Here is a 12,961-nt window from a genome sequence, read left to right on the forward strand (position 1 = left end):
TCCGCCCTCGACCTGCCCGCCCGCAGCCCTGCGAAGCCGCTGGCGACCGGCTCCCTCGGTCCGGCCCCGCTGCTCCCGGGCCGGCACCGTTTTCATCCTCGCCCGCTGCCTCCGGGCCGGCCCAACCTCGCGCCCGCCCCACTACTCCCGGGGCCGGCCCCGTCTTCGTCCCCGCCCCGCTACCCCCGGGCCAGCCCCGTCTTCGCTCCCGCTCCGCACAGCGGGACCACCGCCGTGCGGGCGCCGAGCTGCTCCTCCCGTACGGCCGCCCAGCAGGCGACCCCCGTCGGCTCGACGTACAGCCCGCGTGACGCCAGGTCCGTCTGGGCGTGCCGGATCTCGTCCTCGGTGACCGTGAGGAAGGTCCCGCCCGACTCCCGCACCGCGCGCAGGATCTGGCGGGCCCGGGGCGGCCGGGGGATCGCGATGCCCTCCGCGAAGGTGGGCGCCGCGGCCGTGACGCCGACCAGGTCGTCCGCGCCCTCGGCCCAGGCGTGGGCCAGCGGCGCCACCGCGGCGGACTGGACCGCGTACAGGGCGGGCCGCCGGTCGATGAAGCCCGCCGCGTGCAGTTCGGCGACGGCGAGCGCGGCGCCGAGGAGCAGCGTGCCGTTGCCGACCGGTACGACGAGGACGTCCGGGAGGCGTCCGTCGAGGGCCTCCCACAGTTCGTACACGTAGGTCTTCGTGCCGTGCAGGAAGTACGGGTTGAAGACGTGCGAGGCGTAGAAGGTCTCCGGGTCGTCCGCCGCCTCCCGGGCCGCCGCCGCCGTGGCCTCGCGGTCGCCGTCGACGACGTGCAGCCGGGCGCCGTGCGCCTCGATCTGCTCCAGCTTCTTCGGCGAGGTGCCCGCGGGGACGTACACCGTGCAGGGCAGGGCGGCCCGCGCGCAGTACGCGGCGACGGCCGTGCCCGCGTTGCCGCTGCTGTCCGCGAGGACCCGCCGGGGCCGCAGCCGCAGCGCCAGCTCGGCGAGCAGTACGGCGCCGCGGTCCTTGAACGACAGGGTCGGCATCAGGAAGTCGAGCTTGGCCGAGACGCCGTCGCGCAGCGGCACCAGCGGGGTGCGGCCCTCGCCCAGGCTGACCGTCGGTGCGGCCAGTGGCAGGCACTCCGCGTAACGCCAGAGCGAATTGACCCGTCCGGTGAGGGACTTGAGGGTCGGGGGCGTCGGGGAGAAGTCCAGATCCAGCGGTCCGCCGCAGTTCGGGCAGCGCCAGGCGAGCGATCCGGCGGGGACGCGCGTGCCGTCCGCGGGGCAGAAACAATCCGGCAAGGGTGTCATGAACGCAGGTTAGATCGGCTGGTTGGTGACGGTCTGTCATGACGGGCACATGGCACTCGCGTTACGGCCGTGCAGGACCCTTGTGCAATTCCTGTGGAAGCCTCAATCTTTCGGCTGACGCACAGGGAAGCCACAGCAGATTGTCATGCCCCTGTCGTTTCGGTTCGTGCACCACCCCCCACCAGCGCACCACCGATTGAGGAGGATCCCTCAGATGGCAGTGATGCGTCACACCCGCCGAGGACTGGCCGGCGCGGCAGCCGCGGCCCTCGTGCTCGGCATCGTCTCGGCGCTCCCCGCGAACGCCTCCCCGGCCCGTGAGGGCCGTATCCAGTACGCCGGCGACGCCGACGCGGTCGCGAACAGCTACATCGTGACCCTGGACCCGCAGGCCGCGAAGTCGTCCTCGGCGCGGGGCAAGGCCCTCGCCAGGACCTACGGCGCCGAGATCGAGCGGACCTACACCAAGGCCCTGAACGGCTACGCCGTCGAGGCGACCCCCGCCGAGGCGAAACGATTCGCCGCCGACCCGGCCGTGGCCTCCGTGGTGCAGAACCGTACGTTTCACATCAACGCGACCCAGACCAACCCGCCCTCCTGGGGCCTGGACCGCATCGACCAGAAGGCCCTGCCGCTCGACAGCAAGTACACCTACCCCGACAGCGCCGGGCAGGGCGTGACCGCGTACATCGTCGACACCGGCGTCCGGATCACGCACAGCGACTTCGGCGGCCGTGCCTCCTACGGCTACGACGCCGTCGACAACGACAACACCGCGCAGGACGGCAACGGCCACGGCACGCACGTCGCCGGCACGGTCGCCGGCAACGCGTACGGCGTCGCCAAGAAGGCGAAGATCGTCGGCGTCCGTGTGCTCAACAACTCGGGGTCCGGGACGACCGCCCAGGTCGTCGCCGGCATCGACTGGGTGGCCCGCAACCACAGCGGTCCCTCGGTCGCCAACATGTCGCTGGGCGGCGGCGCGGACAGCGCGCTCGACACCGCCGTGCGCAACGCCATCGCCTCCGGCGTCACCTTCGCCGTGGCCGCTGGCAACGACAACGCGAACGCCTCCAACTACTCGCCCGCGCGGGTCGCCGAGGCCATCACCGTCGGCTCGACCACGTCGTCCGACGCCCGCTCCAGCTTCTCCAACTACGGTTCCGCGCTGGACATCTTCGCCCCGGGCTCCTCGATCACCTCCTCGTGGAACACGAGCGACACGGCGACGAACACCATCTCCGGCACGTCGATGGCGACCCCGCACGTGACGGGCGCGGCGGCGCTGTACCTGGCCGACCACCCCGGCTCCACGCCCGCGCAGGTCGCCTCGGGCCTCGTCGCCGCCGCCTCGACCGGCGTCGTCACCAGCCCCGGCACCGGCTCGCCCAACCGCCTCCTGAACGTCGGCGGCGGTACGACGACCCCGCCCGGACCGCGCTTCGAGAACACCGGTGACTACGCGATCGCCGACAACACGACGGTCGAGTCCCCGGTCACCGTCAGCGGCGTCTCGGGCAACGCGCCCGCCGCGCTGTCGGTCGAGGTGCACATCGTGCACACGTACATCGGCGACCTCCAGGTCCAGCTGATCGCCCCCGACGGCTCGGCGTACACCCTCAAGGCGTACGGGACCGGCGGCAGTTCGGACAACATCAACACCACGTACTCGGTGAACGCCTCCTCCGAGGCGGCCAACGGCACGTGGAAGCTGCGCGTGAGCGACAACGCGGCGGCGGACGTCGGGAAGATCGACGCCTGGGCCCTTCAGTTCTGACGGTTCGTCAGTTCCACTCCTGATCCTCGTCCTCGCGGAACGGTTCCGGGTCGTCGACCCAGCCGGCCGCGAGGACGAGGCGTGAGCGGCGGTGCACCGCGAGGAAGCCGAAGGGGCGGTCGAACGTGGCGCGGACGACCGTCCTCATGTGGCGCGGCGTGGGCGGCGCACCTCCTGCGAACCCCGCCATCGCGGTGACCGCGGCGGCGCGGAAACCGTGGGCTCCGAAGGCCGCCGTGGCGGACTGCCGGGCCGAACCCACGCACAGCGGCTGGGCGCTGATCCCGGGGAAGTGCCCCCGACGGTCGTCCCGTGCCGCCGTGAGACCGAACAGCTCCGGCCGCCGCAGCAGATCGTGCTCGCCGGACAGGGTGAACGGCACCGTGTCGACCGACAGCAGCGGCGGTCGCGGCGTCGGGCAGCGCTCGCGCTCCACCCGGACACCGGGCCCCGCCTCGCCGTACGGCAGCCGGTCGCCCGGTACGACGGTCCGCTCGCGCCCGAGCACGCGCACCCCCTCGCCCAGCACCGTGCCGGGGTCCATCCGCTCCTCGCCGAGCAGGAGATGGACGTCGACGCCGGTCGTGCCGAGGACCTTCAGTTCGGTGAGCGCGCCGTGCGGGGTGTCCGCGACCCCGACGCGGTCCAGCAGGGCGCTGGTGCGCCACAGTCCCGCCAGTTCGAGGCCGCGCCACGGCCCCGACCCCGGGCACAGCGCGCCCTCCTGGAAGGGCCGGTACCAGTCGGTGCGCAGGACCAGCGCGCCGGCGAGCACCAGCTCGGTGCCCGCGTTGAGGGGAGCGGGCATCCGGCGGATCTGCCCGCCGGTCCGCTTCTCCGCCCAGGCGTCCAGGGCCGCGCGGTCGGTGTCCTCGACGCCGGTGAGGACCCCGTGCGTCCCCGCGGGGAGCCCGGCCTCCCACTCCTCCCGCAGTTCCAGCGTGCGATGGGTCCACAGCCCGAGCGCCGATTCCAGCCCCGGCACCTCCGCCAGCGCATCCAGCAACTCCCGTGCCCGGCCGGCACATTCCTCAGCGGGCAGCCCGACGGCCTCCGACAGCTCCGCCCGGGCCGCCCCGCCCGCCCCGTCGGCGAGGAGCCCCAGCAGGGGCCACACCCCGGCCGCGGAGAACACCGTCGCGCCGGACACGGTCTCCGCCCACCTCGCGGTGAGGCCGTTGACCGCCCGGATCGTCGCCTTCGTCGTGCGCATACCGCCCCCGCCCGCGTCCCGCTTACCATTCGCCCAGCCGTACGGCAGGCGCTCGGCCGTCCGTACACCCCCGCACGAGGAGCAAGGTACTAGTGGCCATACCCCCGCCGCCCGGGCCCGAGCAGCCGCAGGACGCGTACCCGGCACCTCCCGCGCAGGGCCCGTACGTGCACCAGCCGTATCAGACCTGGGGCCAGGGCTACTCGCCCTACAACCGTCCGGCGCCCGTGAACGGCCTGGCGATCGCGGCCCTCGTGCTCGGCATCCTGTGCTTCCTGCCCGCCGTGGGACTGGTCCTGGGCATCGTCGCGCTCCGCCAGATCAAGAAGCGCGGCGAGCGGGGCACGGGCATGGCCGTGGGCGGCATCGTCATGTCGTCGCTCGGTGTCGTACTGATCGCGCTTGGCTCCCTCGGCGGCTTCTGGGAGGGCTTCCAGGACGGGATCAGGGACGCGGCGGCCGAGGGGTCCGACATCACCTTCTCCGTCGGCAAGGGGGAGTGCTTCGACGCGCCGGGCGGCTCCATGGAGGGTTACGCGTACGACGTCGACCGGGTGCCGTGCACGGGCAGGCACGACGCGGAGGTGTTCGCCGCTTTCACCATGAAGCCGGGCGCCTACCCCGGCGACGACAGGATCACCGACGTCGCCGACACGAAGTGCTACGCGCTGCAGGACCGGTACGCCATGGACGCCTGGGCCGTCCCGGACGACGTGGACGTCTACTACTTCACGCCCACCCGGCAGAGCTGGCGCCTGGGTGACCGCGAGATCACCTGCATGTTCGGCAACACGGACGAGAAGGGCAGCCTGACCGGCTCGCTGCGCAACGACGGCACCACCCTCGACCCGGACCAGCTCGCCTACCTGGAGGCCGCCCGCGTCCTCAACACGGCCATGGACACGGCGCCCGAGGAGGAGTACGTCGAGGACGACCTGCCCGGCCACCGGAAGTGGGCGGACCGGGTGTCGGACGCGCTCGCGGAGCAGGCGGAACTGCTGCGCGGCCACACCTTCGCGCCCGGGGCGGCGAAGCCCGTGGCGGCCCTGGCCGACGACCTGGACGCGGCGCGGAGGGAGTGGGCGAAGGCGGCCGACGCCCCGGACGCCGACGCCTTCTACCCGCACTACGACAAGGGCACCGAGCTGACGGACCCCCACCGGACGGTCACGGCACGCAAGGCCCTGGGCCTCGACACCACACCGCCCGAGTACCTGGAGGACGGCGGCGGCGAGGGCGGCGGGGGAGACGGCGACGACGCGGAGGTGTGATCACCTCTATAGCGGGGAGAAAGTGCCTGCGTAAAGCCCTCGCGGGCCGCATGTCATCACATCGAGTGATTCTCTGGCCTTTGCTTGCACGAGAGAACCCACGGTTGCCACGCTGTTGCTGTCTGTACAACCTGATGGGAGCGGCCAGTGACATTCGGTGAGCAGCCGGCGTACCTGCGCGTCGCGGGTGATCTCCGTAAGAAGATCGTCGACGGTTCACTTCCCCCGCACACCCGTCTTCCCTCCCAGGCCCGCATCCGCGAGGAGTACGGCGTCTCGGACACCGTCGCCCTGGAGGCGCGCAAGGTGCTGATGGCCGAGGGCCTGGTCGAGGGCCGCTCCGGCTCCGGGACCTATGTGCGCGAGCGGCCCGTGCCGCGCCGTGTCGCCCGCTCCGGGTACCGGCCGGACAGCGGCGCGACCCCCTTCCGCCAGGAGCAGGCCGAGTCTTCCGCGCGCGGCACGTGGGAGTCGCGCAGCGAGCAGACGGAGGCCGACAGCGCGATCGCCGAGCGGCTCGCCATCAAGCCCGGCGACCGCGTCATGTGCACCAAGTACGTCTTCCGGGACGCCGGCGAGGCGATGATGCTCTCCACCTCGTGGGAGCCGCTCGCCGTCACCGGCCGCACCCCCGTGATGCTCCCCGAGGAGGGACCCCTCGGCGGCATGGGCGTCGTCGAGCGCATGGCCGCCATCGACGTGATCGTGGACAACGTGACCGAGGAGGTCGGCGCGCGCCCCGGTCTCGCCGAGGAACTCCTCGCGCTGGGCGGCGTTCCCGGCCATGTCGTCCTCGTCGTCCAGCGGACGTACTACGCCTCGGGGCGGCCGGTCGAGACGGCCGACGTGGTCGTGCCGGCGGACCGCTACCGGGTGTCGTACCACCTGCCGGTGAAGTAGCCGCCCCAGCGCGAGGGCGGCGGCCGCCGCTGTCTGCGGGCAGCGTCACGAGGGGCGTTCGGGCAGAGCCACGAGGGGTGTTGCGGTCCCGCGGTGCGTGGCCGGGCTCCGGCGGCGCCCAAGTGGGGCCTGCTTGCCGGGCAGTTGGAATCTGGCCTTTCTCGCGCGCGGGCCCCGGCCGGTTCCCGGGCCTGCTCGTGCGCTGCTAGGCGCCGCTCGTCCTGGGCTCAACCGGCGCTCCACGGCGCATTCGACGGCGTGCGCCCCCTCCGTCATGGCCGGTTGCGTACCTCTTTGTGAAAACCCGTATTCGCTGCGTGAAGGTTAGGCGTAGGCTCGGGCATATGCGGATTGCGGTTTCCTTATGGAGCGGGGCGCGGCGCAGGCCGGGGACGGGACGAGGAGGGGCGCGATGAACGACGGCACGATCACTCTCCCCTGGCTCGTCATACGGCAGGACGACAACGGCAACCGCTACCGCGTCGGCCGGTACGCGACCCGTGCCGAGGCGCAGAAGATCGCGGACAGCCTCGACGCCCGCGGGCACAAGCAGCTCTACTGGGTCGAGCGGATCGGCCAGAACGGGGCGAGGTGACCCGCGCTCCCGCACGGTCTCCGCAGCCTCCGCCGTCCCTCCGCCGTCCTCGCGCCTGCCCGGAACGGGGCTCCCCGCTCCTCCCGTAGGCTCCGGCGCATGACCGAACCGATCGTGGTCGTCGCGGCCGCCCTGCTGAGCGAGGGACGTCTGCTCGCCGCGCGCCGCAGTGCCCCTCCCGAGCTGGCCGGCCGCTGGGAACTGCCCGGCGGCAAGGTCGAGCCCGGCGAGGCTCCCGAAGCCGCCCTCGTGCGCGAGCTGCGCGAGGAGCTGGGCGTGGAGACGGAGCCCGGCGAACGGGTCCCGGGGGAGTGGCCCCTGAAGCCCGGTCTCGTCCTGCGCGTGTGGACCGCGCGTCTGCTCCCCGGCTCGGCCGAGCCGAAGCCCCTCCAGGACCACGACGCACTGCGCTGGCTGACGCCGGACGAGACCGACGGCGTGGACTGGCTCGACCAGGACGTCCCCGCCGTCCGTGCCGTCCTCCCGTGGTGGACCGCGTCGGCCTGAGGCGTGCGGCGTACCGCGCGGGAGGTGCGGGGCGCACCCCGTCCCGCCGTCCGGCCCTCCCGTACGCCGTTCGTGCCACAGTGCGCCGACGAACGCGGTAAAGCGTCCCGGATATCGGGTATGTGCCCATTAACCCCACGAAATCGGACATGGGTGGGCTTCTGGCCTGGGAAGTGATCGGCGTGCTCCACACCGAAGGCGAATGCGTCGAGTGGACCTTTCCCGCTGAGCCGGGCGCCGTCCGCACCGCGCGCGCCCTCGTGCGCGGCCAGCTGCGCACCTGGGACCTCGACTCCCTCGGCGACATCACCGCCCTGCTGGTGAGCGAGCTGGTGACCAACTCGCTGCGGCACGCCACCGGCCCCATCGGGGTGCGGCTGCTGCGCCCCGCCGGGATGCCGGACGCCCTGCTCGTCGAGGTCTCCGACCCTCTTCCCGAGCTGCCCCACGAGCGGTCGGCCCACCCCGACGACGAGGGCGGGCGCGGCCTCCAGCTCGTGGCCGGGTCCTCGCGCCGCTGGGGCATGCGGCCCGGTGAAGCGGGCAAGACCGTGTGGTTCGAGCTGGCGGTTCCCGGCTGAGGGGTGCGGGACTCCATGCATGGGGGACCGGTGCGCGGGCACCCGGCCGGTGCGCGCGGATCCCCGGGGCGGCGGCGTACGGCGGCGTCGAAAGGAACAGGCCGCCGGGGCCGACGGCAGTCTTTGGTTCGACTGGGCCTCACCTGGTTAGAAGACTGGAAGTATGAGGCGGCCGGTCCAAAAACCATCGGGACCGTGCTGTGATCGTGAACACCGTGTCGTGCGGGACCGTAGTGCTGGATACTGCGGGCAGCCGCCCCCGGTGACCGGTGCCGGACGCGGTGAGCTGGAGGGGACGGTTCGCGTGAGCGAGATACCAGCGAAGGCCACGGAGTCCGAGGACCCGTCGGACCGCGCCACGGCAGACGCCGCGGGCGAGGTTCCGCCCGCCGGGCCCGGAGACGCGGTGGGCGACGCGGAGAGCGCGGGCGACGCGATGTGGCAGAGCAGTCCGCCCGGCTCGATCTACGACTACATCAAGGTCGCGTCGTTCTCCATCGGCTCCGACGGGCTCGTCGACCAGTGGAGCCTGCGCGCCGAGCAGCTCTTCGGAATCCCCGCCGAGCGGGCCGTCGGCATGGACCCCATCGAGGCGTTCGTCGCCTCCGACCAGCGTGAGCGCGGCCACCGCAAGATGGCCGAGATCCTCGACGGCCGCGAGTGGACCGGCGTGGTCCCCTTCCGGGCGCCGGCCCGCGCCGGGGGCGACGGCCCCACCGAGGGCCTCGCCGAGGTCTACGTGATGCCCACCACCACCGAGCACGGCGAGCGGGCGGCCGTCTGCATCGTCGTGGACGTGCGCACCCTGCGCCGGATCGAGACGGATCTCGCCGCCTCTCAGGCGATTTTCGGTCAATCTCCCTTCGGATTCCTGCTCATCGACGGTGACCTGCGGATCCGCCGGGCCAACGAGCGTTTCGCCTCGGTGTTCGGCGGGAGCGTCGACGACCACCGCGGCCGGACCGTCCACGACTACCTGCCCCGCTCGGAGGCCGAGCGCGTCGCCGCGACCCTGCGCCGGGTCCTGGAGACCGGCAACTCCATCACCGACATGCACGTCACGGGCCAGCTGCCCGACTCCGACGAGCGCCGCCACTGGTCGGTCAACCTCTACCGCGTGCACAGCGGCACCGGCCGCCCCATCGGCATCGCCTGGCTGGGAACCGACATCACCCGCCGCCGCGCCGCCGCCCGCGAGGCCGCCGCCGCCCGGCGCAACCTGGCCCTGCTGAACGAGGCCGGCGCCCGGATAGGGAACTCCCTCGACCTGGAGACCACCGCCCGCGAACTCCTCGACGTCGTCGTCCCCGGCTTCTGCGACCTCGCGACCGTCGACCTCTACCAAGGGCTCCTGGCGGGCGACGAAACCCCGCCCGGCCTCGCCGACGGCAGCGCCGAGCTGCGCCGGGTCGCCTTCTCCAGTGCCGTCTCCGACGCGCCCTTCGTCGGCGGACCCGCGCCCGTCGCCGTCGGCGCCGTCCACCACTACTCCTTCAACTCGTCCTGCGCGGACGCCCTGCGCACCGCACGGCCCCAGCACATCCCCGCCGAGGAAGGCGGTCTCATACAGTCCACGCTGGCCGTCCCGATGGTCGCCCACGACACCGTCGTCGGCCTGGCCCAGTTCTCCCGGACGAAGGGCAGCGAGCCGTTCGGTGAACGCGACCGCGCCCTCGCGGTGGAACTGGCCGCGCGTGCGGCCGTCTGCATCGACAACGCCCGCCTGTACCGCCGCGAGCACGAGCGGGCGCTGATGCTGCAACGGTCCCTGCTGCCGCCCGGCGACCCGGAGGCCTCCGGCCTGGACATCGCCTGCCGCTACCTCCCGGGCAACGCGGCCACCGAGGTCGGCGGCGACTGGTTCGACGTCATCGAACTTCCCGGCCACCGCACCGCGCTGGTCGTCGGCGACGTCATGGGCCGCGGCCTGCGCGCCGCCGTCGCGATGGGCGAACTGCGCACCGCCGTCCGCACCTTGGCCCTGCTCGACCTCGAACCCGCCGAGGTGCTCTCGGCGCTGGACGAGATCGCCCGCGGGCTCGGCACTCCCGGCGGAGTCCAGCAGGCCACCCGCACGGCCCGCCAGCCCCGCGACGCCGACCTCTCCGAGGTGTACCTCGCGACCTGCGTGTACGCGGTCTACGACTCCGTCACCCGGCGGTGCACCTTCGCCAACGCGGGCCACCTGCCCCCGGTGCTGGTCGAGCCCGGCGAGAGCGCGCTGATGCTCGACGTGCCGCCGGGCATGCCGCTCGGGGTCGGCGGCGAGCCGTTCGAGGAGGTGGAGGTGGAGCTCCCGGAGGGCGCTCTGCTCGCGCTCTACACGGATGGACTGGTCGAGTCGCGGGACCATCCGCTGGACGAGGGGCTCCAGGCGTTCGTCGGAGCCCTCACCGACCCCACCCAGCCCCTGGAGGACGTCTGCGACCACGTCCTCAGCACCCTCGACACGCACCACGGCGAGGACGACATCGCGTTGCTGATGGCACGTGTCCAGGGGCTGCCCGCCGAGTCCGTCGGCGACTGGACGCTGCCGCGTGAGCCGCGCAGCGTGGGCCGCGCCCGCGAGTACGCGCGCGGCCAGCTGCTCTCCTGGGACCTGGAGCCCCTCGTCGACACGGCGGAGCTGCTGGTCAGCGAGCTGGTGACGAACGCCCTGCGGTACGGCGAGGGCGAGATCAGACTGCGGCTGCTGCTCGACCGGACACTGGTGTGCGAGGTCTGGGACGCGGGGCTCGTCCAGCCGCGCCGGCGCCGGGCGCGGGACACCGACGAGGGCGGGCGCGGGCTCCAGCTCGTCGGGCTGCTCTCCGCGGCCTGGGGGTCGCGGCGCACGCCCCGCGGCAAGACGGTCTGGTTCGAACTGCCGCTCCCCGACGGGGAGACGGGCCTCGCGGATCCTGCGGAGGCGCTGCTCAGCCTGTTCTGACCCTCACCCGTCCGCGTCCGGCGGACCGGACCGGTCGGGCCCGCCGGGCAGGCCGGCCCGGTGCGACCGGGCGGCGCCGCCGGGAGTCGTACGGGTACGGGAGCGCCGTACGCGCCGCAGATACCCGTACGAGGCCAGCGTCCCCGCCACGGCCACCGTGACGAGGGGCAGCACGAGGTCGGCGGTGGAGCTGCCGTCCTCGTCGGCGTGCCGGCCCGCGGCGCCGGATACGGGGACCGCGGGTCCGGCGACGGCGCCGGGCCGTTCGGTCGCGCCCGCCGGGACGCCGGTGCTCGCCGCCGCGGCCGGTACCGACAGCCGGCCCACGGACAGCAGCACCCCGGCGACGGCGCACGCCACCCGCGCCCGGCTCCGGCTCGTCGGTGTCGTCACCTTTGGGAGCGTATGGCCCCCTGTGCGGGGGCGCGAGCGGGGTGCCGTCAGGAGGCGGGGCCTAGGGTACGGAGGGTTCGGGGGAGCGACGGAGGGGCGTGGGGGATGAACACGGGGCGAGAAGATTCCGAGCCGAACGGGGAGTCGCAACGGGCGGTGGGGCCGCAGGACTTGGAGCGGCCGGCCCTTTCCGAGGACCAGGCGAGGGCGGAGCCGCGCGGGCAGGCAGAGGAGCCCGAGGAGGCGCAGGCCCCCGCGCAGCCGGTGCCGCCCGCGCGGTCGCAGGCGTCTGAGGAGCCGGACGAGCCCAAGGGGGCGGTTGCGTCCGAGCCGGAAGCCCATCGGAACCCGGAGCCGGAGCCGGAGCCGGACCCTGACTCGGCGTCGGTGTCCGGGCCTGGTGGGGAGGACGGACGTGCCGGTGATGGTGGCGCGGTGTCCCGGGGCCGTACCGGGTGGGTCCGGCGGGCGTTGGACGTGTGGCGGCGGCCGTCGCTGCGACGGCCCAAGCGCATCGCCCTCGCCCTCGCGCTCGTCCTGCTGCTCCCGCCCCTCGCGGCCGGGGTCGCCCTGCGCGTCAACTACGCCGGGGACCTGGCCGACGGCACCCTGACCCGGAACCGGGACGCCCTCTGGCTCGGCCACGCCTGGGTCGACGGGCGGAAGCGGGACGCGGACGTGAGGGGCCTCGCCGAGCGGCTGCGCGGGACCGGGATCCACGACCTGTACGTGCACGCCGGGCCGCTGGAGCACAACGGGACGCTGCCGAAGTCGGCGTACCCCCGGGCCGGTTGGCTGCTCGCGGCCGTGCACCGGGAACTGCCCGGCGTCCGCGTCCAGGCCTGGCTCGGCGACGCGCTCGCGAGCGAGGGGCCGCACGGGATGCGGCTGGAGCGCGCCGCTACCCGGGACGCCGTGGTGCGCTCCACCCGGGAGATCCTCGCCGCCGGCTTCGACGGCGCCCACTTCGACCTGGAGCCCCTGCACTCGGGCGACCGGAACTACCTCGCGCTCCTCGACGACCTGCACCGGGTCACCCGGGCCCGGGGCGTGCCGCTGTCCGTCGCGGCCCACCAGATCGACCCGCTCCCGGCGGCCAACTCCGTCCGGGGCGCCCTCACGGGACACCCCAAGTGGTGGTCCCAGAAGTACTTCGGGCAGGTCGCGCGCAAGGTCGACCAGATCGCCCTCATGGCGTACGACACCGCGCTGCCCCTGGAGAGTCTGTTCGGGGGTCATGTCGCCCAGCAGACCTCGCTCGCCCTGGAGGTCACGCCGGAGTCGACGGACCTGCTGATGGGGCTGCCCTTCTTCCACGAGGACGACTGGAGCCACCACGAGAACGCGGAGACCGTCGCGGCGGCCGTCCGCGGCACCCGCCTCGGCCTCTCCCGCACGGACCGCACCCGCGCCCGCTTCGGCGTGGCGCTGTACGTGGACTTCGCGGCCCGCGAGGAGGACTGGACGGCGTACCGGGAGGACTGGGTCGGGTGACGGCGCACCGCCCGG

Annotated in this window: 11 protein-coding genes; 8 read left to right on the forward strand and 3 right to left on the reverse strand. The window is 73.4% G+C overall.

Annotation, left to right across the window (positions count from 1 at the left end):
• Nucleotides 1-179: 179 nt before the first annotated feature.
• Nucleotides 180-1,286: a pyridoxal-phosphate dependent enzyme gene (locus ACWGIS_RS12305; protein WP_453362328.1), complete on the reverse strand. Its 1,107-nt coding sequence runs from the start codon at nucleotides 1,284-1,286 to the stop codon at nucleotides 180-182.
• Between the two features lie 214 nt (nucleotides 1,287-1,500).
• Between ACWGIS_RS12305 and ACWGIS_RS12310 the strand changes: the two genes are divergently transcribed.
• The gene (locus tag ACWGIS_RS12310) at nucleotides 1,501-3,063 is read left to right on the forward strand and encodes a S8 family peptidase (protein WP_453362329.1); all 1,563 of its coding nucleotides are present in this window, start codon (nucleotides 1,501-1,503) and stop codon (nucleotides 3,061-3,063) included.
• Between the two features lie 7 nt (nucleotides 3,064-3,070).
• On the opposite strand, the gene ACWGIS_RS12315 is transcribed toward ACWGIS_RS12310, so the two are convergent.
• A complete protein-coding gene (locus ACWGIS_RS12315) occupies nucleotides 3,071-4,276 on the reverse strand; it encodes a serpin family protein (protein ID WP_453362330.1) in 1,206 nt (401 codons plus the stop codon).
• 92 nt (nucleotides 4,277-4,368) lie between these two features.
• Here ACWGIS_RS12315 and ACWGIS_RS12320 point away from each other — a divergent pair, with 92 nt between their 5' ends.
• The 6 genes from ACWGIS_RS12320 (at nucleotide 4,369) to ACWGIS_RS12345 (ending at nucleotide 11,059) form a co-directional block, all read left to right on the forward strand.
• On the forward strand, nucleotides 4,369-5,547 hold the full coding sequence (locus ACWGIS_RS12320) for a DUF4190 domain-containing protein (RefSeq protein ID WP_453362331.1): 1,179 nt from the start codon (nucleotides 4,369-4,371) through the stop codon (nucleotides 5,545-5,547).
• A 147-nt stretch (nucleotides 5,548-5,694) separates the two neighbouring features.
• The gene (locus tag ACWGIS_RS12325) at nucleotides 5,695-6,447 is read left to right on the forward strand and encodes a GntR family transcriptional regulator (protein ID WP_453362332.1); all 753 of its coding nucleotides are present in this window, start codon (nucleotides 5,695-5,697) and stop codon (nucleotides 6,445-6,447) included.
• A 412-nt stretch (nucleotides 6,448-6,859) separates the two neighbouring features.
• Complete coding sequence (locus tag ACWGIS_RS12330; protein ID WP_355787641.1) at nucleotides 6,860-7,042, forward strand: SPOR domain-containing protein; 183 nt, start codon at nucleotides 6,860-6,862, stop codon at nucleotides 7,040-7,042.
• 99 nt (nucleotides 7,043-7,141) lie between these two features.
• Nucleotides 7,142-7,549, forward strand: coding sequence for a (deoxy)nucleoside triphosphate pyrophosphohydrolase (locus tag ACWGIS_RS12335; protein ID WP_453362333.1), 408 nt, complete (start codon nucleotides 7,142-7,144; stop codon nucleotides 7,547-7,549).
• 149 nt (nucleotides 7,550-7,698) lie between these two features.
• Nucleotides 7,699-8,130 (forward strand): ATP-binding protein, encoded by a 432-nt coding sequence (locus ACWGIS_RS12340; protein ID WP_453362334.1) that lies wholly within the window; start codon nucleotides 7,699-7,701, stop codon nucleotides 8,128-8,130.
• Between the two features lie 304 nt (nucleotides 8,131-8,434).
• Nucleotides 8,435-11,059: a SpoIIE family protein phosphatase gene (locus ACWGIS_RS12345; RefSeq protein WP_453362335.1), complete on the forward strand. Its 2,625-nt coding sequence runs from the start codon at nucleotides 8,435-8,437 to the stop codon at nucleotides 11,057-11,059.
• Nucleotides 11,060-11,062: 3 nt separating this feature from the next.
• Here the strand turns inward: ACWGIS_RS12345 and ACWGIS_RS12350 are convergent, their stop codons facing one another.
• Nucleotides 11,063-11,452 (reverse strand): hypothetical protein, encoded by a 390-nt coding sequence (locus ACWGIS_RS12350; RefSeq protein WP_453362336.1) that lies wholly within the window; start codon nucleotides 11,450-11,452, stop codon nucleotides 11,063-11,065.
• A 264-nt stretch (nucleotides 11,453-11,716) separates the two neighbouring features.
• Between ACWGIS_RS12350 and ACWGIS_RS12355 the strand changes: the two genes are divergently transcribed.
• On the forward strand, nucleotides 11,717-12,946 hold the full coding sequence (locus ACWGIS_RS12355) for a hypothetical protein (protein ID WP_453362374.1): 1,230 nt from the start codon (nucleotides 11,717-11,719) through the stop codon (nucleotides 12,944-12,946).
• The last annotated feature ends 15 nt before the right edge of the window (nucleotides 12,947-12,961 follow it).

This window comes from Streptomyces sp. NPDC054842 (assembly GCF_053611025.1).

Bases quoted from the DNA above. Each gene is read 5' to 3' on its own strand.
- ACWGIS_RS12305 (WP_453362328.1), bottom strand. From the start codon at position 1,286: ATGACACCCTTGCCGGATTGTTTCTGCCCCGCGGACGGCACGCGCGTC.
- ACWGIS_RS12310 (WP_453362329.1), top strand. From the start codon at position 1,501: ATGGCAGTGATGCGTCACACCCGCCGAGGACTGGCCGGCGCGGCAGCC.
- ACWGIS_RS12315 (WP_453362330.1), bottom strand. From the start codon at position 4,276: ATGCGCACGACGAAGGCGACGATCCGGGCGGTCAACGGCCTCACCGCG.
- ACWGIS_RS12330 (WP_355787641.1), top strand. From the start codon at position 6,860: ATGAACGACGGCACGATCACTCTCCCCTGGCTCGTCATACGGCAGGAC.
- ACWGIS_RS12335 (WP_453362333.1), top strand. From the start codon at position 7,142: ATGACCGAACCGATCGTGGTCGTCGCGGCCGCCCTGCTGAGCGAGGGA.
- ACWGIS_RS12340 (WP_453362334.1), top strand. From the start codon at position 7,699: ATGGGTGGGCTTCTGGCCTGGGAAGTGATCGGCGTGCTCCACACCGAA.